Annotated in this window: 15 protein-coding genes; 6 read left to right on the top strand and 9 right to left on the bottom strand. The window is 59.6% G+C overall.

All coding sequences use genetic code 11. The features are described from left to right. The first annotated feature begins 301 nt into the window (after positions 1-301). Both ACVWXW_RS08940 and mnmA read left to right on the top strand, forming a co-directional pair. Positions 302-1,051 (top strand): HEAT repeat domain-containing protein, encoded by a 750-nt coding sequence (locus ACVWXW_RS08940; protein ID WP_414329744.1) that lies wholly within the window; start codon positions 302-304, stop codon positions 1,049-1,051. Positions 1,052-1,153: 102 nt separating this feature from the next. Next, positions 1,154-2,260 carry a tRNA 2-thiouridine(34) synthase MnmA gene (mnmA, locus tag ACVWXW_RS08935; RefSeq protein WP_414350891.1) on the top strand — a complete coding sequence of 369 codons (1,107 nt, stop codon included), beginning with the start codon at positions 1,154-1,156 and terminating at the stop codon, positions 2,258-2,260. A 58-nt stretch (positions 2,261-2,318) separates the two neighbouring features. Here the strand turns inward: mnmA and ACVWXW_RS08930 are convergent, their stop codons facing one another. The 5 genes from ACVWXW_RS08930 to uvrA form a co-directional block, all read right to left on the bottom strand. Continuing rightward, entirely contained in the window at positions 2,319-3,128 is an 810-nt protein-coding gene (locus tag ACVWXW_RS08930; protein ID WP_414343898.1) for a glycerophosphoryl diester phosphodiesterase membrane domain-containing protein, read from the bottom strand. A gap of 82 nt (positions 3,129-3,210) precedes the next feature. Beyond that, positions 3,211-3,972 (bottom strand): glycerophosphoryl diester phosphodiesterase membrane domain-containing protein, encoded by a 762-nt coding sequence (locus tag ACVWXW_RS08925; protein WP_457403587.1) that lies wholly within the window; start codon positions 3,970-3,972, stop codon positions 3,211-3,213. Positions 3,973-4,040: 68 nt separating this feature from the next. Continuing rightward, positions 4,041-5,336 carry an FAD-dependent oxidoreductase gene (locus tag ACVWXW_RS08920; protein ID WP_457403586.1) on the bottom strand — a complete coding sequence of 432 codons (1,296 nt, stop codon included), beginning with the start codon at positions 5,334-5,336 and terminating at the stop codon, positions 4,041-4,043. Between the two features lie 50 nt (positions 5,337-5,386). Then, entirely contained in the window at positions 5,387-7,627 is a 2,241-nt protein-coding gene (locus tag ACVWXW_RS08915; protein WP_457403585.1) for a WD40 repeat domain-containing serine/threonine-protein kinase, read from the bottom strand. 223 nt (positions 7,628-7,850) lie between these two features. Then, positions 7,851-10,754: an excinuclease ABC subunit UvrA gene (uvrA, locus tag ACVWXW_RS08910; RefSeq protein WP_457403584.1), complete on the bottom strand. Its 2,904-nt coding sequence runs from the start codon at positions 10,752-10,754 to the stop codon at positions 7,851-7,853. Positions 10,755-10,937: 183 nt separating this feature from the next. On the opposite strand from uvrA, the gene ACVWXW_RS08905 reads away from it, so the two are divergent. The 3 genes from ACVWXW_RS08905 to ACVWXW_RS08895 all read left to right on the top strand — a co-directional run bounded on the left by ACVWXW_RS08905 (position 10,938) and on the right by ACVWXW_RS08895 (position 15,655). Beyond that, positions 10,938-13,316: a transglutaminase family protein gene (locus ACVWXW_RS08905; RefSeq protein ID WP_457403583.1), complete on the top strand. Its 2,379-nt coding sequence runs from the start codon at positions 10,938-10,940 to the stop codon at positions 13,314-13,316. A gap of 233 nt (positions 13,317-13,549) precedes the next feature. Beyond that, positions 13,550-14,893, top strand: a complete 1,344-nt coding sequence (locus ACVWXW_RS08900; RefSeq protein WP_457403582.1) for an alkaline phosphatase — start codon at positions 13,550-13,552, stop codon at positions 14,891-14,893. 336 nt (positions 14,894-15,229) lie between these two features. Next, positions 15,230-15,655: a MarR family winged helix-turn-helix transcriptional regulator gene (locus ACVWXW_RS08895; protein WP_011432828.1), complete on the top strand. Its 426-nt coding sequence runs from the start codon at positions 15,230-15,232 to the stop codon at positions 15,653-15,655. Between the two features lie 37 nt (positions 15,656-15,692). Here ACVWXW_RS08895 and ACVWXW_RS08890 read toward each other — a convergent pair whose 3' ends face one another. Further along, positions 15,693-16,667 (bottom strand): ABC transporter permease, encoded by a 975-nt coding sequence (locus tag ACVWXW_RS08890; protein ID WP_457403580.1) that lies wholly within the window; start codon positions 16,665-16,667, stop codon positions 15,693-15,695. 80 nt (positions 16,668-16,747) lie between these two features. Continuing rightward, positions 16,748-17,023, bottom strand: coding sequence for a hypothetical protein (locus tag ACVWXW_RS08885; RefSeq protein WP_041436392.1), 276 nt, complete (start codon positions 17,021-17,023; stop codon positions 16,748-16,750). Positions 17,024-17,269: 246 nt separating this feature from the next. Between ACVWXW_RS08885 and ACVWXW_RS08880 the strand changes: the two genes are divergently transcribed. Then, positions 17,270-17,797 (top strand): TM2 domain-containing protein, encoded by a 528-nt coding sequence (locus ACVWXW_RS08880; RefSeq protein WP_414331507.1) that lies wholly within the window; start codon positions 17,270-17,272, stop codon positions 17,795-17,797. Between the two features lie 18 nt (positions 17,798-17,815). Here ACVWXW_RS08880 and ACVWXW_RS08875 read toward each other — a convergent pair whose 3' ends face one another. Both ACVWXW_RS08875 and ACVWXW_RS08870 read right to left on the bottom strand, forming a co-directional pair. Continuing rightward, positions 17,816-18,598 carry an ABC transporter permease gene (locus ACVWXW_RS08875; RefSeq protein WP_457403579.1) on the bottom strand — a complete coding sequence of 261 codons (783 nt, stop codon included), beginning with the start codon at positions 18,596-18,598 and terminating at the stop codon, positions 17,816-17,818. Beyond that, the gene (locus ACVWXW_RS08870) at positions 18,595-19,542 is read right to left on the bottom strand and encodes an ABC transporter ATP-binding protein (RefSeq protein ID WP_457403578.1); all 948 of its coding nucleotides are present in this window, start codon (positions 19,540-19,542) and stop codon (positions 18,595-18,597) included. Before ACVWXW_RS08870 ends, ACVWXW_RS08875 begins: the two co-directional genes overlap by 4 nt. Positions 19,543-19,557: the final 15 nt, after the last annotated feature.

Here is a 19,557-nt window from a genome sequence, read left to right as displayed (position 1 = left end):
GCGGGATACCGCCATTCTGTTTGGAAACAAACAGAATGCTATCGCTGCATAGTTGAACAGTGATGTTCAGCAGTGTTCAGCGTAAATGTATCAGCCTCGTATCCTCTCCACCAAAATATCCAAAATCTTCGGGATGGGGCCAAGTCAACCTGCTTTTCTCGACAACAGTGCTAGGATTTGTCGATCGAAACAGTGGCACCATGTCCCCAGAGATCCCGACCGGGCCAGACAAAGACGACCTCTGTCCAAGCGCAGCCTCGTTTGCCATACTGAAGAAAGATTGTAAATATTTGTTAACGCCATGACTGTCTCTGCTTTGGATCCCGCCAACCCCGCCCGTTTACAGGAGATCGCTCAACGCTTGCGCAGCCCGCGTTCTGCAGACCGGATGGTGGCCTTGGCCCAGTTGCGGGATGTGCCGGCAGAGCAGGCGGTGCCGCTGATTTTGCAGGTCATCGACGATGAGAACCTGCAGGTGCGCTCTTTTGCCGTCTTTGCCCTGGGGATCAAGCAAACGGACGCCTGTCTGCCCAAATTGCTGGAAATCCTCACCCAAGACCCGGATTATGGCATTCGCGCCGACGCGGCAGGTGCCCTGGGCTACTTGGAAGATCCGCGGGCTTTTGAAGCTTTAGTGCGTGCTTTCTACGAGGATGTAGAATGGCTGGTGCGCTTCAGTGCCGCGGTGGCCTTGGGGAACTTGAAGGATCCGCGGGCTTACGAGGTGCTTCTGCGAGCCTTGGATGGGCCGGAGGTGTTGCTGCAGCAAGCGGCCATTGCGGCTTTGGGAGAATTGGGGGATCCGCGGGCCTTGGATCACATCCTGCGGTTTGCCCAATCAGAAGACTGGCTGGTGCGGCAGCGGCTGGCCCAGGCCTTGGGCAATTTGCCTTCCCCCAAGAGCGTTTCTGCTCTCAACTACCTGGCCAGGGATCCCCACGATAGCGTTGCGGCGGCGGCTCTGGATTCGCTGCGGCGCTTGCGGCAAAGGGGCATCTCAGAAACCACCCCTGAGAAGGGATCCGGGCCAGCCAATTCTGAGGAAGGCTAAAGTAAAGATCCCGGCTCAGCTTGTTCCGGGTTCCCCAATTCCCAGAGAGAGGCTTCCTCTGTTTCCGGCTGAGCCTTTCTTTTCCTAGGATCCCTTGTCTCAATGGTTATCAGCCCCCACTCATCGGTTTCACCTGTTGCATCCCCGTCGCGGCCCCGCATTGTGGCGGCCCTTTCTGGGGGTGTGGATAGCTCTACGGTGGCGGCCCTTTTGCAGGAACAGGGCTACGCCGTGGAGGGGGTCACCCTCTGGCTCATGAGGGGGAAGGGGCAGTGCTGTACCGAAGGCTTGGTGGATGCGGCAGCTGTTTGTGAGCAGCTGGGGATCCCGCACCATGTGGTGGATAGCCGCGAGCTGTTCCAGGCCAACATTGTCGATTACCTGGTAGCCGGCTACGCGGAGGGCATTACCCCTCTACCCTGCTCCCAATGCAACAAAACGGTGAAGTTCGGCCCCCTGCTGGCCTATGCCCGCGAAAAGCTGGGCATCTCGCAGATGGCCACCGGCCACTACGCACGGGTGCGCTTTAACGCCGAGCTAGGACGTTACCAACTCCTGCGGGCGGTAGATCGGCAGAAGGATCAGTCCTATTTTCTCTACGACCTCAGCCAAGAGCACCTAGCCCATAGCCTCTTCCCCTTGGGCGAGTACACCAAGGCCCAAACCCGTCAGTTGGCTGCCCGCTACGGGCTGGTTACAGCCGATAAGCCCGAAAGCCAGGATCTCTGCTTGATTGAAACCTATGGCTCGATGCGGAGCTTTTTGGATCAGTACCTTGGGCAAAGGCCAGGGGAAATCGTCGATACCCAGGGGCGAGTGCTGGGATCCCATGAGGGCATCCACCACTACACGGTGGGCCAGCGCAAGGGGTTGGGGATTGCCTCTTCCCGTCCGCTTTACGTGGTGCGCATCGATGCGGCCATGAACCGCGTTGTCGTGGGGGAACGGGAGGAGGCTACCCAGGCTGAAGCGTGGGTAAGCCAAGTCAACTGGGTCTCTATCCCGGCGCCGACGGCATCCTTGGCTGTTGAGGTTCAGGTGCGCTACCGTACCCCCCCAGTGCCCGCCATGGTGATCCCGGAATCGCCAGAGCGGGTAAAGCTGCAGTTTGCCGAGCCGCAGTTTGGGGTCACTCCTGGCCAAGCCGCCGTCTGGTACCACGGGGATCTCCTGCTGGGGGGAGGGATCCTGGAGCGCCCTTCTCCCTAGGCCAACTGCAACTTCCCTCTCGCCAGGGGGGAAGGATTGGGGGTGAGGGCAAGCCAAACTACGCTGCTTGCGCTTGCAGCTGCTGCAGGGATCGGAACAGGAGCACCGTGTAGACATTGAAGATAGGCGTGACTGCCGTGAAAGCGACAAACCCGACCACAACTGCTAAGAGAGCTACCACAGGCGCCCAAACCAGAAGCGCAAGTCCTATGATGTCGGTATTACCCCCAGTTACAACTGCAGCTAGGGTAGCTCCCAAGATCGCCACAACAAAAGGCAAAAGCAGGATTGAGATGCCGAAGATCAAAACCACGACCAGGAATGCCCAAAACACCCCCCACCAACGGCCCCTGACGAGGTTCCAACTGTAGCCCAACCCTTCTGTGGCACCCTTGTCCTCCAGGGCAATTGCGCAGAGGGTGAAAGCTAGCCTTACCCGGCAATAGATGCCGGGAAACACAAACAGCTGCATCCCTAGTGAGGAAATCAGATTCACCAGGAGGCTGCCGAATATCAGAGGCACTGCCTTAGAGAAAGCCTGATCCAAGCTATTGCCCAGCAAGGGAGTTCGCTGCTTCAAGTGCTGATCCACCAGCCAAAAGGCTGCTCCTGTCAAGATGGGCGCGCCGACTAGGACACAGGCCAGGAGGAGCAAGGAGAGGATCATCCCGAGGGAAGGTGAGGTCAGACCTACAACGAAGAACGCGATATGGCTAGAAGAGGTCAGGATCAGCAGCGGCCAGTAGATGGGACCTACCAACTCAAACGACCGCCGCAAGAGCAGAATCGGGCTAAGGGTGGCGCTTTGCATGGCAGAGGGATCCTCGTGGGCAGCCCAGTCCACCCCCTTCATACCACGGGATCTCACCTAGGACATCTTGGGTTGAGCCGAAATCCCAAAAAGGGATCCCTTCTCATCTCAAAGCTAGGCACGGGGAGCACCCTTTTTGCTATCCCCAACAGGAGGCCGCCTGCCCCTTCAATTGTTGCAGGGATCGGAACAGGAGCACGACGTAGACATTCAGGATAGGCACGACTGCCGTGATGGCAGCAATCCCAGCCACAGGGCTTCCAGCTTCCACGATTCTGTCAGAAAAGGTCTCAGCGGAAGGCGAAATCACAACTACCGTGAAGACAAAGATGTAAATCCCGGCCAGAAATGCCACAACCACCGTGAGGCCAAAGATAAGAAGTGCCCAAAACACTCCCCACCAGCGACCCTTGACAAGGTTCCAACTGTAGCCCAACCCTTCTGTGACTCCTTTGTCTTCCAAAACAATCGCGCAGAGAGCGAAAGCCAGCCTTACCCCCCAGTAGATGCCGGGAAGTACAAGCAGCGGCATCCCAAGCAAGACAATCAACACCAACAGGATGTTGGCGAATACCAGAGGTACTGCCTTCGAGACAGCTCGGTTGAGGCTGTTGCCCAGCAGGGGAGCTTGCCGCTTCAGGTGCTGATCCACCAGCCAAAAGGCTGCCCCTGCCAGGATGGGCAGGCCAATCAGGCCATAGGCCAAGTTGAGGATCCCCCCGGCAAGCGGGATCAGCTCCGCGACGATGAGAATGACAAAGCCAGGAGAAGCCAGGATCAGCAGCGGCCCATAGATAGGGCCTACCAGTTCCAGCGAGCGCAGCAAAAGGGAGAAGGGGTTGAGGGTAACATTCTGCATAACAGAGGGATCCTCGTGGGCGACCAAGTTCACCCCCTTCATACCACGGGATCCCAGCTTTGTTGCTGGGAATAGGCTCAAGAAAGTCTGTATTGCTTTGTACAGATTTTTTACGCCGATTTTTGGAGAATCCACGCCGCTGCCTGTTCGCCGCTGCGCAGGGATCCCTCGAGGCTGCTCTGGTGGGTGTATTCTCCAGCCCAGAGAAGGCCCGGCAGGCCGCTGTAGGTGAGAACCAAATGCTGCTGAAAGCCGGGCGGCTGCACAAACTGGGCAAAAGGGATCCGGTATACCCGCAACAGGCGAAATTGCTCTAGGGGAGCTTTCGGGAAGTAAGCTTGCAGCTCGGCCCGGCAGGCTTGGGCCAGTTCCTCGTCCCTCAAGGGGGGATCCCCTAGCACCACCACCGAATACAGGTGTTGGCCAGGAGGAGCCAGCGCCGGGCTGATACGGGTAAGTTGGACCCAATGGTTGATCCAGCCCTGGCCGGTGGCGTTGAGGTACAAGTAGGCGCCGCGGCTGAGGGAAAAGGGGGCGCAGAAGTAGAGACAGGTCACCGCTCGCCCCTGGGTGGGAATGGGGGTGGGGGCTTGAGGGCACAGCTCCGCCTGCCAGGCCCGTGCCTGAGGGGCATCAGTAGCACAAACTACCCACTCGGCAGGGATCTCTTCACCCTTGGCGGTGCGGATCCCGCGCACTCTCCCTTCCTCGACCAGGATGCGCTCCACCGGGGTTTGGTAGCGAATCTGTTCGGGGGACAGGTGACCGGCCAGTTGTCGGGCCAGTTCTCCCATGCCCAAGGCCGGGGTGACAATGGATCCCTCGGCCATCATCTTGAAATAAAAGGCAAAGAGGCGGGCGCTACTGCCCAGATCCGGATCTAGAAGGATCCCGCGGAAAAAGGGGTAGAAAAAGTGCTGGCAGATCTGTTGGGAAAAGCCGTACTGCTCCAGAAACTCCCGCAGCGAGCAATCGGATCCCCCTAGCCCTTCTTGAAAAACCTGCTCCGGGCTGCGGCGCGCCAGCTCGGATCGCAATTGCAGCACCTTGAGCTTGTCCCCAAAGCTGGCCAAGGGGTTGAGCAAAGAGGGGAGAAGGCTGGACAGATCCCGTAGGGGATCCCCCAACAGCCAGCAGCGACCGGGTTGAGCCAAAATAGCGCCGGGCCGGTAGGGACGGGGATCGAGCTTGCCCAGATCCAAATGCTGTCGCACTTTGGGATAGGCGGTGAACAGCACCTGAAAGCCGCGATCCAGGCGAAAGCCATCCACCTTGTCGGTACGCACCCGCCCCCCAGGGCCATCGCTTTTTTCCAGAACCAGGACATCCCTCCACCCCGCCTGGCTCAGCACTTTGGCGCAAGCCAAGCCGGCCAGCCCCGCCCCAATGATGACAACTTTGCCCATGCTCTGCCGGGATCCCTTCTTCGTCGAGTATTTTATCTGCTTGGATCCCACTAGGGCTGAGCTGGGTCGGCTGGCCCCCAAATGCGAATTGAGCCATCGGCGCCACCACTGAGAAGGGTCTGCCCATATCGCTGCGCGACGCTTCCGCGACCGGGGCCAAACAGCAAGACGCTCACCATCCAAGTCTGGCCGCCCAGGGTGCGCAACTGTTCTCCGCTGCGCAGATCCCAGAGCTTGATCTGGTGAGCGCGGTAATCGGTGCCGCTGGCGAGCAAGCGGCCATCAGGGCTGAGGGCAAGGGCGGCCAAGCCGGACAAAGTCTGGGGCAAGGTGCGCTCCAAGGATCCCGTGCCCAAGTTCCAGACCAAGATGCCACCGGTACTGCCAGCGAGCAAATAGCGGCCATCTGGGCTCAGAAGCACCTGCTCGATGGGGTAGTCGGCCTTTAGGGTTTCCAGCAAGGCCCCGCTGCCAGGATCCCAAAGGTGAACGGTGGGATCTCCATTGGCGGCCACCAAGATCCAAGGGGGGATCCCTTCAGACTGGCGGGAAGTATCCATACGGGTGGGTCTTGGGCCAAAGGCCACCGCTGTAATGCCAGCCCTCTGAGGGGTCTCCTGGGCGGCAGCAGTGGGAGGCGCCAGGGTGCGGATCAACTGGCCGTTGTCGGCCTGCCAAAGGCGGATGGTGCGGTCGGCGCTGCCACTGGCAATCCAACGACCATCGGGGCTAATGGCGACACTGTTGATCAACCCGGTGTGCCCTTGCAACTGCAGCCGCGCCAGCACATCCCCAGGCGAGAGAGCCGGATCCCCCAGGGTCGCCAGATCCCAGACCCGTACCGTCTTGTCTGCCCCCCCACTCACCAAAAAGGTACCATCTGGGCTGATGGCCAGTGCCTCAACGGATCCCTCGTGGCCTGCCCAGCTCTGGAGCAGTTGGCCAGCCTGGGGATCCCAAAGCCGGATCACGCCGTCGTCTCCCCCGGCAGCAAGGAGATTTCCATCCGGGCTGATGGCCAGAGCAGTGACGGCGACAGGGCCTTCCAGCGTAGCCTTGAGCTGCAAAGACTTGGCCCAGTCTGCCGGGTCGTTATCGCTACGCGACGCTTCCGCGACCGTGACAGCGGTGGGGACGGAGGCATGAGAACCGTTCTCGCGAGTAGGACGGAGTCCCAGGCCGTTGCGCTTTGCCGGGCCAGAGGATCCCGTTCTCGTGAGGGGGACAGAATCCTTGGGCTCCCCCCGCAGGCCAAGGTTCGCCCTCATCTGCCATACCCCTGCCACCGTCAACGCCAGCAAAGCCGCCAAGCTGCCTCCTGCCCAAACCGGTGGGATCCGGGGACGCGCCCGCAGCGATACCGGAGAACGCGGTGGGGTGGTTGGCTCCTGTAAGGGCTCGGCGGCGACAGGGCTGGGCTGGGACAGGAGTTCGGCGGCAGGGGGGCTCTCGGCGGGAGGCAAAGCCTGCAAAGCGGCCAGAGCTGCTGTTGCTGAAGGAAAGCACTGTTGTGGGTTGCAGCTCACCAAACGATCCAGAAAAGCAGCAAAAGGAGCGCTAGTAGAGGCCAGATCGTGCCAGCGCAACTCCCCCGTCAACGGGTCGCGAAACAGCTTCTGGGGCGGGATCCCGCAGAGGGCCTGCAGGGCAATCAGCCCAAGAGCATAGAGGTCGCTGCAATGCCTGGGGCCATAGGGGTTCCCGAAGCCAGAGCCGGAAAAAGCCAGACCCTGTTCCTCACCCCCCCACTTCAACAACACCCATCGGCCATCCGCCTGACGGTAGATCAAGCGAGAGGGCTGCAGGTTGCAGCAGCTCACCCCTTCCCCATTCAGGAAGGCCAAGGTTTGCAGCACATCCTGCAACAAGGCTCGTACCTCAGCCTCTGTCCAGTCGTGCCCCCAATGGCAGTGCATTTGGCGGGACGGAGTCGTTAGCTGGCCCCTCTCGGTTGCGTTACCTAGCAATAGAGCTTGTTCCAGGGTGGGCCCTTCAACCCATTCTTCCACCCAATAAAACTCCCCCTCTTGCTCAAAGCAGGCCAACAGGCGGGGGATACCCTCGTGGGATCCCAGGTGCTCCCGCAGCGCCACTTCTTGCTGAAAGAGATGCCGTAGCGAGGCGGAGTCCTCACTGTGTTCGCGGTGCGGAGCATTTTGGCCGGCCTGCCAGCGTTTGAGCACCACCCGAAGCCGCTCAGGATGATGGCTATCCTGTGCCAAGTAGGTTTGTCCGCTGGATCCCAGTGCTTCCAAGATCTGATAGCGGCCACCCAGGGTCTGCCCTACCATGGGGAGAGTGCGAACCTTTTCCTTCCGACCCATCATGCCATAGCGACGTGAGACTCAGGCTAACCGTTCACCCTTGCGTTCACGGTGCGGAGCGCCTGGGTGGGATAGAGTCCTCGCCGCATCAGTCCTCCACCGCCATGGCTGAGGTGAGCAGAGCAAAAAGCGAAAGGGGATCCCGACAGCCGCTTTCGGTCAACTTTCTCCCTGGAGCAGGCTGAGTTGCTCAGCGACCTGGGGGATGTTGTTGCAAAACCTGCTTCAAATATCGCCCTGTATGGGATCCGGGGTGCTCAGCCACCTGTTCTGGAGTGCCAACGGCGATGATCTGGCCGCCGCGGTCGCCGCCCTCTGGCCCCAAGTCAATAATCCAATCAGCACAGCGGAGAATGTCCAGGTTATGCTCGATCACCAGCACGGTGTTGCCTGTATCCACCAGCCGTTGCAGGACGTTCAAGAGCTTGTGGACATCGTAAAAAGACAAGCCGGTGGAGGGCTCATCCAGCAGATAGAGGGTTTTGCCGGTGGAGCGGCGGGCCAGTTCTGCGGCCAGCTTGACCCGTTGCGCTTCCCCACCGGAGAGGGTAGAAGCTGGCTGGCCCAGCTTGATGTAATCGAGGCCCACATCGGCCAAGGTCTGCAGGATCTTGGCGGCAGGAGGCAGGGCAGCGAAAAACTCCAGCGCCTCCCCCACCGTCATATCCAGGACTTCGGCGATGTTCTTGCCCTTGTACCTGACCTGCAGGGTTTCGCGGCTGTAACGGCTGCCCCCGCAGACTTCGCAGGTGACGTACACATCGGGCAGGAAGTTCATTTCAATCACGTTCACCCCCTGCCCTTTGCAGGCTTCACAGCGCCCCCCCTTGACATTGAAGGAAAAGTGGCCGGATGGGTAGCCTCTGGCCTTGGCATCCAAGGTTTGGGCAAAGGTTTGGCGGATGGGATCAAACAAACCCGTGTAGGTGGCAGGGTTGGAGCGGGGGGTACGGCCAATGGGAGATTGGTCGATGACGATCACCTTGTCGATGTGTTCGATGCCCTCAAGTTCTCCCATCTCCGCGGGTTGGGGCACCTTGTGTCCAAGATGGTGCTGCAGGGCAGGGTAGAGCAATTCGTTGACCAAGGTGGATTTGCCGGAGCCGGAGACGCCTGTAACACAGACCAACTTGCCCAGAGGGATCTCCACATCGATGTGCTTGAGGTTGTTTTTGTGGGCATTGGTGAGCCTGAGGGCAACCGCTTTCCCAGCCCGCCGCTGCGCAGGGGTAGGGATCCGCAGCCGCCCCGAAAGATAAGCTCCGGTGATGGAGCGCTCGCAGGCCATGATGTCCGCCAGGGATCCCTGCACCACCACTTCCCCCCCGTGGATGCCGGCCCCAGGGCCGATATCGACGATGTGGTCGGCGGCACGGATGGTTTCTTCGTCGTGTTCCACCACGATCAGGGTGTTGCCCAGATCTCGCAGGCGAAACAGGGTTTGCAACAGGCGCTCGTTGTCCCGCTGGTGGAGGCCAATCGAGGGTTCGTCCAACACGTAGAGCACCCCCGTCAAGCCGGAGCCCATCTGGCTGGCCAGCCGGATCCGCTGCGCCTCGCCCCCAGAGAGGGTCATGGCCGGGCGGGCCAGCGTTAGGTAGTCCAGGCCCACATCCACCAAAAACTGCAGCCGGGTTTTGATCTCCCGCAGCACCAGCTCGCCGATCTGCACTTGTCGCGGGGTAAGTTTCAACTGCTCCAGGCGGTGCAGGCAGTCGCGGATGGAGATCTCGGTGAGATCGGTAATGCGGTAGCCGCCGATGCGCACGGCCAGAGCTTCCGGCTTGAGACGGGATCCCCCACAGGCGGAACAGGGACGGTAGGTGAGGTAGGCTTCCAGCTTTTGCCGATAGATTTCGGAAGTGGTTTCCTGGTAGTGCCGCTGCAATTGGGGAATCACCCCCTCATAGCGGCGATAGTACCCCCGGCCTCGGTACTGAGATTCCGCCTCGGCGATGTAGACCTCCTGGTCGGCGCCGTAGAGGATGATCTGCTGTTGCTGGGGGGTGAGATCACACCAGCGGCTGCTGAGGTCAAAGCCAAAAGCCTTGGCGGCTCCCGCCAACAAAGCCAGATAGTAGGGGTTCTCCCGCTCTGCCCAAGGGGCGATGGCCGCGTACAAGGGGAGCTTGGGATCGGGCACGATCCGCTCGGGGTCGAAGATGGGCTCAAAACCCAGCCCGTGGCAGACAGGACAGGCCCCAATCGGCGAGTTGAAGGAAAACAGGCGCGGCGACAGCTCGCCCATCACCGAACCGTGCTCCGGGCAGGCAAATTGCTCAGAAAAAATCAGCTCCGTTGGCTTGCTGTTCAGGTATTGCCCCGCCGACTCGGCCACCTTTTGCAGCAGCTGTTCTCGCTCCTCTTCCCGCGGCAGCAGCTCCACCACCGCAATTCCTCCCGACTGGCGCAGGCAGGTTGCCAGAGAATCGGCCAGTCGCTCCGCTATGTCGGGGCTCTTGACCAGCCGATCCACCACAACCTCAAGGGTGTGGGTTTTGTTTTTGGCTAACTCGATCTCCTCGCTCAGATCCCGCACCTGGCCGTCGATGCGCACGCGCACAAACCCTTGCTGGCGCAAGCTTTGCAACAGGTTGGCATGGGTGCCCTTTTTCCCCTTCACCACCGGCGAAAGCAACTGAAACCGCGTCCGATCCGGCAGAGCCATGATCTGATCCACAATCTGATCCACCGTCTGCGGGGCGATCACCCGGTTGCAATGGGGACAGTGAGGGATCCCAGCTCGCCCATACAGAAGCCGCAGGTAGTCGTAGATTTCGGTAACGGTGCCAACCGTCGAGCGGGGGTTGTGGCTGGTGGACTTTTGATCGATGGAGATGGCCGGACTCAGCCCTTCGATGCGATCCACATCCGGCTTGTCCAGTTGCCCCAAAAACTGCCGCGCATAGGCGCTGAGGGATTCCACATAGCGCCGCTGCCCTTCGGCAAAAATGGTGTCAAAGGCCAAAGAAGATTTGCCAGAGCCGGAGACGCCGGTGAACACCACCAGGCGATCCCGCGGGATCCGCAGGTTGACATTCTTGAGGTTGTGCTGCCGCGCCCCCACCACATGAATTTCGTTTTGGCTGGACATCTCACCACCTTTTCGCGCAGCGTGTCACAGGTATCCCGTCGAGACCGGCGAGTAACAAAATCTTAACGATTCTTAGCTAACGATTCTAATGCCCTTCGCTTTGTCCAAAAGGGGATCCCAGGGAGGGCAAACCGGTAGCAAAAAAGACTTGGCTATGCTGGAAAGGATTGAATCCCAAGGGCCATGACCTGGACACTGCCATCCGTTCAAAAGGTGTTTGTTTACCTGTTGGTGGGGATCGCCTTCACGGCCCTTTGTCTGGGGGATCAGGCTCTGTCGCCACCGGTGATTGGTGTCTGTTTGGCAGCGGGGGCCTGCAGTTGGTTTTGGGAGCCGCCAAGGATTGCTTTTGCCCGCTATGCCCCTCTGTGGATGCCTCTGACGGTGGCGGTGTTGCTCAGCCTGCTGGCTTTGGTCATCTCCGGGATCCTTGCCTTTTCCGATGGGGCCATTGGCTTGGTGCTTTACCTAACAGGGGCCAAGCTGTTTCAGCGGGAACGGGCGGCGGATCACATTCAGTTGGCGGTGCTGTCTCTGCTGCTGATGGCCATTGCCACTCTGTTCAACGAAGACATCAGCTTTGGGCTGCTGTTTTTGCTGTACGTGGGGGTAGGGCTAATCAACCTCACCCTTTACCACCTGCGCCTGCAAGCAGAGCAGCACCCGCAGGCAGCCAGCCAAACCCGTGGCATCAACCTCAACTTTTTGGGCTTTCTCGGATCCCTGGCTTTGCTGGCGGTGATCCTGTCCGTGGCTTTGTTTTTCTTGTTCCCGCGGGTCAGTTTAGGAATTCTGGGTCGCCAGGCCCGCTCGCCGGTGATGACCACTGGCTTTGCCGAGGAAGTCAGCCTGGGAGCATTCGGCACCCTCAAAACCGATAACACCGTTGTCATGCGGGTGGAATTTCCGGCAGGGGTGCCGCCCCGTGTGGAGTCCCTCTACTGGCGCGGGATCAGCTTCGATCGCTACGATGGACGGGCCTGGTCGCGAACGCTAGACCGCTTCATCCCCATTTTCCCCAACGCAGCAGGGGTATTTGATCTCTCTGCCTCCAGCTTGATCCCCACTGCTCCCGACCTGCTGCTTCTCCCCTTGGAGCAGCTCATCTATCTGGAGCCGCTGGTCACCAACACCGTTTTTGGGGTGGCCCCGCTGGTGGAGATGGAATGGCTGGAGCGGGGCGGAGCAGCGACGGTGCAACAAGCTTGGCAACGGCAGAATCGCCGCCTCATCCTGAGCGAGACCGGAGATGTTGGCCATTCTCTGCCTCGGCAGGTGCCCCATCTCTACCGTGCCCGGAGCCGGATCCCAAGGGAGTTGGGCCCGCGCTTGCGCCGGCTGAGCCACGCAGAGCTGCTCAATGCCCTCGACCCAGTCCAACAGGCAGCCTATCTGCAGTTGCCAGCAGACCTGGATCCGCGCATTCCCGCCTTGGCTGAAGACGTTACCGCTGGGATCCCCGATGTCTTTGGCAAGGTGACGGCTTTGCAGAACTACCTGCTGGAGAACTACGCCTATACCACCGATCTGCCGGATCCCGGCCCTGAACCGCCTTTGGAAGCCTTTCTGTTCACCCATCGGCGGGGCCACTGCGAATATTTCGCCACAGCCCTGACGATACTGGCCCGCAGCATTGGCATCCCGGCCCGGATGGTGAATGGCTTTTTGGGCGGGCGCTGGGTGGCGCAGGAAAATTATCTGGCAGTACGCAATGCCGACGCCCATTCCTGGACGGAGATCCCCTTTGGCTCCTACGGGTGGATCATTTTCGATGCCACACCGGCAGAGGCCAATGTCAGCCGGCGGGAAACCTGGTGGGATCCCCTTCAAGATTTCTACGACAGCTTGCGCTTCCGCTGGTTTAAGTACGTCATCCAGTACGACCTATCCACCCAGCAGCAGATCTGGCGGCAGATTCAGGAGATGGCCAGCGCTGTAGCCGCCTCTCCGGATCGAGAGGATGTCGGTGCTGGCTTCCGTCGCAGCCTGGTTGCCTTGGGGCAAACGTTGCAGCAGAATGGCCTGCCGGTGTTGGGGGTGGTTTTGATCACCGGATCCATGGCCTATTGGGGTCGCCGCCGCCGCTATCGGGCTTTGCGCTGGCAGGATGGGGGGTGGATTCTGTTGGCCACTGCCGGCAATGGGGTTTTGCTGGGATCCCTGTGGCAGCCGCCCCCCGCATGGCCTACCTGGATGGTAGGGATCCTGCTGCCAGGGCTGACCTTTGCTCTGGTGCGCTGGAGTCCGGCAGCTCTGCCCAGATCCCAGCACCGGCGACAGGCGATCTCAAAGCTGTACCTGCAACTGCGGGAGGCTTCGACAGCAGTGGGGATCCCGGAGCACTTGGGGCCAGCGCAACGGGTTGAGCACCTGCGCCACTCCGATTTGCCACAAGCCCAGTTGGCCATCCGGTTCTTGGAGCGCTACATGGAGGTGCGCTTCGGTGGGATCCCGTTGGAGGTGGGGGAACTGCAGCGCTGGCAGCAGCAACTCAGACAGCTTAGGCAAGCATGGCAGCCACTGGCCAAAAACCCCGCCATCACCTCCAGAAGAGCCACTTGACCAGAGGGACGGCTGCGCCTTAGAACAGGTACCCCAAAAGCCCTGCGAGAAGCCTTGACAGTTATGAGACAGTTAAGAGATAGTTAACGTTAGTTATATACCCCGTAAGCTGCACTGTCAGACGGGGAAATCGCTCAGTGGCGCACTCGCTTCAGGCACGTTTCGCGCTGCTGCATTCCTATGCCCTTGCAAACTCATCTGAAGCTGTGTTACGTTTTTGAACGAGCAAGGGCGTGTTAGCTATGCGTAGCTATTCTTTGAGGGCGGCTTTGGCTGCAACTTTGTGTCTGCTGTCCTCGTCAGTTTTTTCCTCTAGTGTGGCTCAAGCGGCGCCTAAGCCAACCGGCAACGGTGCAATCTTCTTTCACCCAGATGGAACCTCAGCTTCCCACTGGGACATTACGCGCATTCTCCACTACGGCCCCGATGGCTTTCTGAACTGGGATCGTCTCCCCGTGATTGCCCCCTATCGCGGGCACCTTTTCGACCAGCTTGGGGGAACTTCCAACGCCGGAGCGGTGACCCATGCCACAGGAACTCGTGTCCACGCCAAGAGCTTTGGGTTGGATCCGGACGGCAAAGAGTACCCCTCTGCCAACGGCACCCTGAACACGATCATGGAAGATGCCGTGGCGGCAGGCTTGGGTACGGCTCTGGTGCAAACGGGATCCATCATTGAGCCGGGGACGGCTGCCTTCGTTGCCAAAGCTGCCAAGCGCAGCGACTATGAGGAGATTACCCTGCAGGTGGTGGAGTCAGGGGTAGACATCATCCTCGGCGCTGGCGAGGAATGGCTGCTGCCGGAAGGTGTCCAGGGCCGCTTTGGCAAAGGGAAGCGCAAGGATGGCCGCAACCTGATTGAGGAGGCCAAGAAAAAGGGGTACGCCGTTGTCTACACCCGCGACGAGCTGCTCAAGCTGCCGGCAGATGTCTCCAAGGTTTTGGGGGTGTTCAACGTCGAGGACACCTTCTACGACAAGCCTGAAGAAGAGTTGCGGAAAGAAAACTTGCCCAACTACATCGCCAGCGCCCCCACCATTGCCGAGATGACCGAATTTGCCCTGGCGCGGATCTCCCGCAATCCTAAGGGCTTCTTCGCCGTCATCGAAGAAGAGGGCACTGATAACATGTGCAACAACCTCAATGCCTCTGGCTGCCTGGAGGCCATGAAGCGGGCCGACGATGCCATCGGGGTGATTCTCAACTTTATCGAGAAGAATCCCAAGACCTTCATGATTACCACCAGCGACAGCAATGCCGGTGGCATGCAGCTGGTGGATGTCGAGTCTGCCGATAATCCTCTGCCGCCCACTGACGAAAGCGGCGCTCCCCTTGACGGGGTGGACGGCACGGGCACAAAGCCGTTCATTTCCGCTCCCGACAAAAATGGCAAGCGCTTTCCCTTTGCCGTGGCTTGGGCTACCGGAGATGACGTCGGCAGTGGAGTCATCGCTCGCGCTGCGGGCTTGAACGCTCGAGAGCTAGTGCCGGTCACTGGAATCCTGAACACAGACATCTACCGCATTCTCTACTTCGTGCTCTTCGGGGAGCGCATCCCCAGCGAGCTGAAGCCCTAGTGTCTGCTGTGGTCACCTGCCTTGGGCGGGTGTTTGCCCCACAAGCTCTGTCCGTCACGGGGGATCCATCCAGTGGATCCCCTTTTTTTATGAGAACCACATAACGGCGAAGGGGCTAGCTCAGCAAAGCAGATAGACGTAGTTCATTTTGCGTTAGAACTGTACTACAGTGGGCTATCATGGAGCCGAGACTGTCCTTTGGGTTTGAGTTTGTTCCACCAACGCGAACTGCGATCTTCAACCATGCCCACTCCCGCTGACTCCTCTCCATCCCCCCTTCTCCAAAGCGACGAGGTTCTCAAGCCTGAGGACTCTGTTCCGCTGAGGGGGACGGTATTGGCGGCCCGTGAGCCTTTTTTGGGGCTGTTGCGGGATCTGGCGCGGGCCTACCAAGCTTTTGAAAATTACGCCGGGGTTCACATTCGGCAAATGGGGCTGACGGCCCCCCAATTCGATGTGTTGGTTACCCTTGGCAATACCCCTGGGATGACCATGAATGTCTTGGCCCAAAAAACGCTGGTGACCAAAGGGACACTGACCGGCATTGTGGATCGCCTGGAACAAAAAGGGCTGGTGCGCCGGGAAGTGCCCCCGGAAAACCGACGCTGCTTTAAGGTCGTGCTGACAGAAGCGGGGGAAAAACTGTTTGAGGAAATTTTCCCGGCCCACGTCGCCTACTTGAAAGAGCGCTTCCAAAAGCTGGATCCCTCGGAGATGGCGCAGATCCAGGCTTGCCTTAAAAAACTGCAGGCTATTTTCTAGCGCTTTCAGATTCCCCCTTGCTGAGGAGGGATCCCCTCTAGCCCGGTTCAAACGGCTGCCCCAGAGCTGCCGGCGGAGTGGCCTTCACCGCCTGCTGGATCCAGCGCCGCAGCCGAGGTGGGATCCCGCGCAAGCCGTACTCCCACCATTCCCCAGAAGTGAGCACCAACACCAAAATCATCAACACAAAGGGAGCCACCGTAAAAACTTGGGTGGGCACGGCGCGGATGGTAGTCTGGGCAACTCCGGCAAAGGACTGCAAAATGCCGAACAGGTAGGCCCCCAGAGCTACCCGCAAGGGGTTCCAGCCGCCGAAGATGACGATGGCCAAGGCAATCCAGCCATACCCTGCTGTATGTCGGTGGCTCCAGCCGGCCTTGAAATCCAGAGAAAAGGCAGCCCCCGCCAAGCCCAATAGGGATCCCCCCACAAGGGTGTAAACATAGCGCCAGAAAATGACATCGGTGCCGCGGGCAAAGGCTGCTGCCGGCTGTTCTCCCATGGCCCGCAACATCAGGCCAGGCTGAGTGCGATACAAAAAGAACCAAGTTCCCCCGATGAGCGCGTAGCTGGCGTACAGCAACAGATCCCCTTGGAACAGGAGTGGCCCCAGCAGCGGCACCTCTCTCAGGAAGGGGATGGGCAGGCTGGGCACCGTTGGCCCTGGGATCCGCACGAACGGATTGCCCAAAAAGGAAGACAAATCCGCCCCCAATAGGGTCAAGACGAAACCAATGGCAATTTGGGATCCCTTCAGGGTCAGCGAGCCAAAGGCCACGATCCCAGCAAACAGCGCTCCCACCGCGGCGGCAGCCAAAAAGCCCAATACCAAGCTTCCCGTCAGCTTGGCCACGGCGAACCCAACCATGGCGGCCAGCATGATCGTCCCCTCTGCGGAGAGGTTGATCACCCCTGCCCGCTCGGTAATGGTTTCCCCTATGCAGGCAAAGACCAACGGTGTGGCGGTGGCAATGGCAGTGGAGAGAATAGCAACCAGTTGGGCAGCGGTCATTATGAGCCTGTCGAGAACTCGGGTTGGGTTAACGCATTTGCAGTTGCTGCGGGAATGCGCCTGTCGATCTGGTCATCGCCTCACCCCAACACCCAGAGCATGAAAGCCACCCCTAGGGTGACGGCACCAAACAGAGCATAGCTGATCCGGCGCAGCGGCCTCAGTTGCAGGGCATGCAGATCCTTAAGCCAGCCCAGCCCCAAGGATTCGACAAAGCGATCCAGCACCGCCTGCATAGGGTAGGCGTAAACCGATCCTTGCTCCTTAAAGTTCACCAGCACAACCAGCAGTGTAGCGTAGCCCCAGAGGAGGCCCCAGAGCACAGCGCTCAACCCGATTAAAATTGGCTCAAACATCGACTTTCCCTTGCCTTCTATAGGCATGTCCACTGCTTGCGTGAGCGGGAGACGGAGTTCTTTGAGCCTGGGGGACTTGGATCTCATTATTCCGGTTGTTTTCCCGTTGAGGCTGCCCTCCCTCAGACAAGAGCGTAGAAGGGATCCCAGCTTGCTTGCAGAGATCACGCCGGTTCTCTTCTGCCCGTCCAGGCCAGAAGATGACAAACTGGAAGTACCCGCTCGGAGTTATCTCGTCAAATCTCCATGAGTTCTCGCTACCTGCTGCCCCCCGCTGAACCCAAGTCTGTCGGTACTGCCTATATCCTCTGGGCGTTGGGCATCTTCGGGATCTGTGGCGTCCATCGCTTCTACCTGGGCAAGACTGGAACAGGCATCCTCTGGCTGTTCACCTTTGGCCTGCTGGGCTTTGGCCAGTTAATTGACCTGTTTTTGATCCCAGGCATGGTGGAAAATCACAACTTCAAACTGGCAGTTCTACAGGGATCCCAGCCTTCCCCAACGCCTGCAAAGGCCGTTTCAGCGCCTTCTCAGCCCTTGAAAGGTCAAGCTCTGATGCGGGAGATCCTGCGGCTAGCCCAACAGCGGCAAGGGATCCTCACTCTTGCGGAGATAGCTATCGACTTACCTGCCGACTTTGACGAAATTGAAAAGGCGCTGCAAGAGCTGAGCCGGCGGAGCATGGCTTTCCCCGAAAACAACCCGGTCACTGGAGCGGTAGAATACCACTTCCCTCACCTGCTGCACCGCTCCCCCGACCAACGTTCGCTCTAGATGCCCTCCTGCAGACCTCTACTGGGATCCCAGGATCCCTTGACGTTTGGCTAGCCGCATTGCCCGGCGAAAGGTCAGCAAGCCCAGGCCGAAGTAGAAAACGCCGCTGGCTAGAGCCATGGCCAAGCGCACGGGATCCAAGCCCGCCTCCCGCACCATCACGTCTCGCAGCAGCCCCGCCCCCGCTGTCATGGGTAGCATCTGCCCCAGCCCCTTCAGGGATCCCGGCCATTCTTCCGTGGGAGCAGCCAACAGGAAAAGCAGGCCGAATTGGCTGATGATCAAAAGCTGCTGAATTCGCTTCCAAATTAGAGCAGCGGATCCCAGCAAAAACGAGAAGCCGTAGGCCCCCAGCACCACGCTCACCAAAGGCAACACCAGAGCAGGGGGAAACCGCAACCGGCTGCCCGTCAGCAATAAGATGACGCCCAGAATGACGACGACAATGGAAAAGCGCAACACCAAGCTGGCACAAGCCCGTGCCAGAAACAGGGTGGCCGCGGAAAAGGGCGAAAGCAGCACCTGCTCTAGCGTCCCCGTCTGGGCTTCCACCTGCAGGTTAAGGGCAATATCGTTGACCACAAAAATGACCAGCGTCCAGAGCACATAGCCAATCACGACCGCATCCAACCGTTCGCCAAATTGGGAGGCAGGCCCTGCCACATATTGGGCGCCGGCAAAGAGGGCATAGAAGAAGAACGTGGTGATCAGGATCCCGCCCAGGGCCTCCGCCGGATAGCGAATGTACTGGATCCAGGCCCGCTTTAGTTCAGCCCAAAACAGGTGTATCACCGGCATCATCCTTGCCCCTCTCCCCTTTTCAACAACTCGAGGAAAATATGGGTGAGATCGGCTTCCTCTCGTTTGAGGCTGAGCAAGGGCAAAGGCTTCAAGATCTCCAGCACCTGATAGAGCATCTCTGGCGGGCCGCTGAACCGCACCCGATGGGATCCGAGAATCTCCACCCCTTGGCGGGCCAGTTGTTCAACCCTCCAGGGATCCAGCCCCTGTTCCAGCTCGATCCGGTAAGTACCGACGGCGCCGGCAAAGTGCCGGATCAACTCTCCCGTGGGGGCTTGGGCGATGATCACCCCTTGTCGAATAACGGCTACCTGATCCGAGAGCGCTTCCGCAATATCCAGTTGATGGGTGGTGAGCAAGATGGCTCGACCCGAAGCGGCAATTTGGCGGATCAGGGATTTCACCGCTTGCGCCGATTCCACATCCAACCCCAGGGTGGGCTCATCCAGCAGCAACAGGGCCGGTTGATGCAGGAGGGCGACGGCAATGGCCACCTTCTGCTGCATGCCCCGCGAAAGGGTTTGCACGGCAACATCCCGCTTTTCCCACAGGCCAAAGGTCTCCAGGAGCTCTAGCCCCCGTTGCCGAGCGGTTCTGGGGGATAGCCCCCGCAGCACACCGAAGTACTCCAGGTTCTGTAGGGGGGTCATCCGCCAGTAGAGGTTGCGGTTGCCTTCCAGCACCGCCCCTACTTGGGCCAATGTGCCAGGATCCCTGTGGGGATCCCGTCCGAGAACGCACACTGTGCCCGCGTCGGGTTGGATCAGGCCGGCAATCATCTTAATGGTGGTGGTCTTGCCGGCCCCGTTGGGCCCCAAAAAAGCCAGGATCTCCCCTGCCGCCATCGTCAGGGATACATCCACCACCGCCCGCACCTCCTTGCTCCCCTGCCGGTAGGTCTTCTGCAGGTGGTGGGCTTCTAGAACTTTACATGACGCGAACACGATGCAAACGCGAAG

The sequence above is a fragment of the Thermostichus sp. MS-CIW-30 genome (assembly GCF_054058015.1).
This window is presented reverse-complemented; position numbering and strand designations above follow the sequence as displayed.

Coding starts and splice junctions, on each gene's coding strand:
- ACVWXW_RS08920 (WP_457403586.1), bottom strand. CDS start 5,336: ATGGGCAAAGTTGTCATCATTGGGGCGGGGCTGGCCGGCTTGGCTTGC.
- ACVWXW_RS08905 (WP_457403583.1), top strand. CDS start 10,938: ATGACCTGGACACTGCCATCCGTTCAAAAGGTGTTTGTTTACCTGTTG.
- ACVWXW_RS08875 (WP_457403579.1), bottom strand. CDS start 18,598: ATGATGCCGGTGATACACCTGTTTTGGGCTGAACTAAAGCGGGCCTGG.
- ACVWXW_RS08890 (WP_457403580.1), bottom strand. CDS start 16,667: ATGACCGCTGCCCAACTGGTTGCTATTCTCTCCACTGCCATTGCCACC.
- uvrA (WP_457403584.1), bottom strand. CDS start 10,754: ATGTCCAGCCAAAACGAAATTCATGTGGTGGGGGCGCGGCAGCACAAC.
- ACVWXW_RS08925 (WP_457403587.1), bottom strand. CDS start 3,972: ATGAAGGGGGTGAACTTGGTCGCCCACGAGGATCCCTCTGTTATGCAG.
- ACVWXW_RS08915 (WP_457403585.1), bottom strand. CDS start 7,627: ATGGTAGGGCAGACCCTGGGTGGCCGCTATCAGATCTTGGAAGCACTG.
- ACVWXW_RS08880 (WP_414331507.1), top strand. CDS start 17,270: ATGAGTTCTCGCTACCTGCTGCCCCCCGCTGAACCCAAGTCTGTCGGT.
- ACVWXW_RS08940 (WP_414329744.1), top strand. CDS start 302: ATGACTGTCTCTGCTTTGGATCCCGCCAACCCCGCCCGTTTACAGGAG.
- ACVWXW_RS08885 (WP_041436392.1), bottom strand. CDS start 17,023: ATGTTTGAGCCAATTTTAATCGGGTTGAGCGCTGTGCTCTGGGGCCTC.
- mnmA (WP_414350891.1), top strand. CDS start 1,154: ATGGTTATCAGCCCCCACTCATCGGTTTCACCTGTTGCATCCCCGTCG.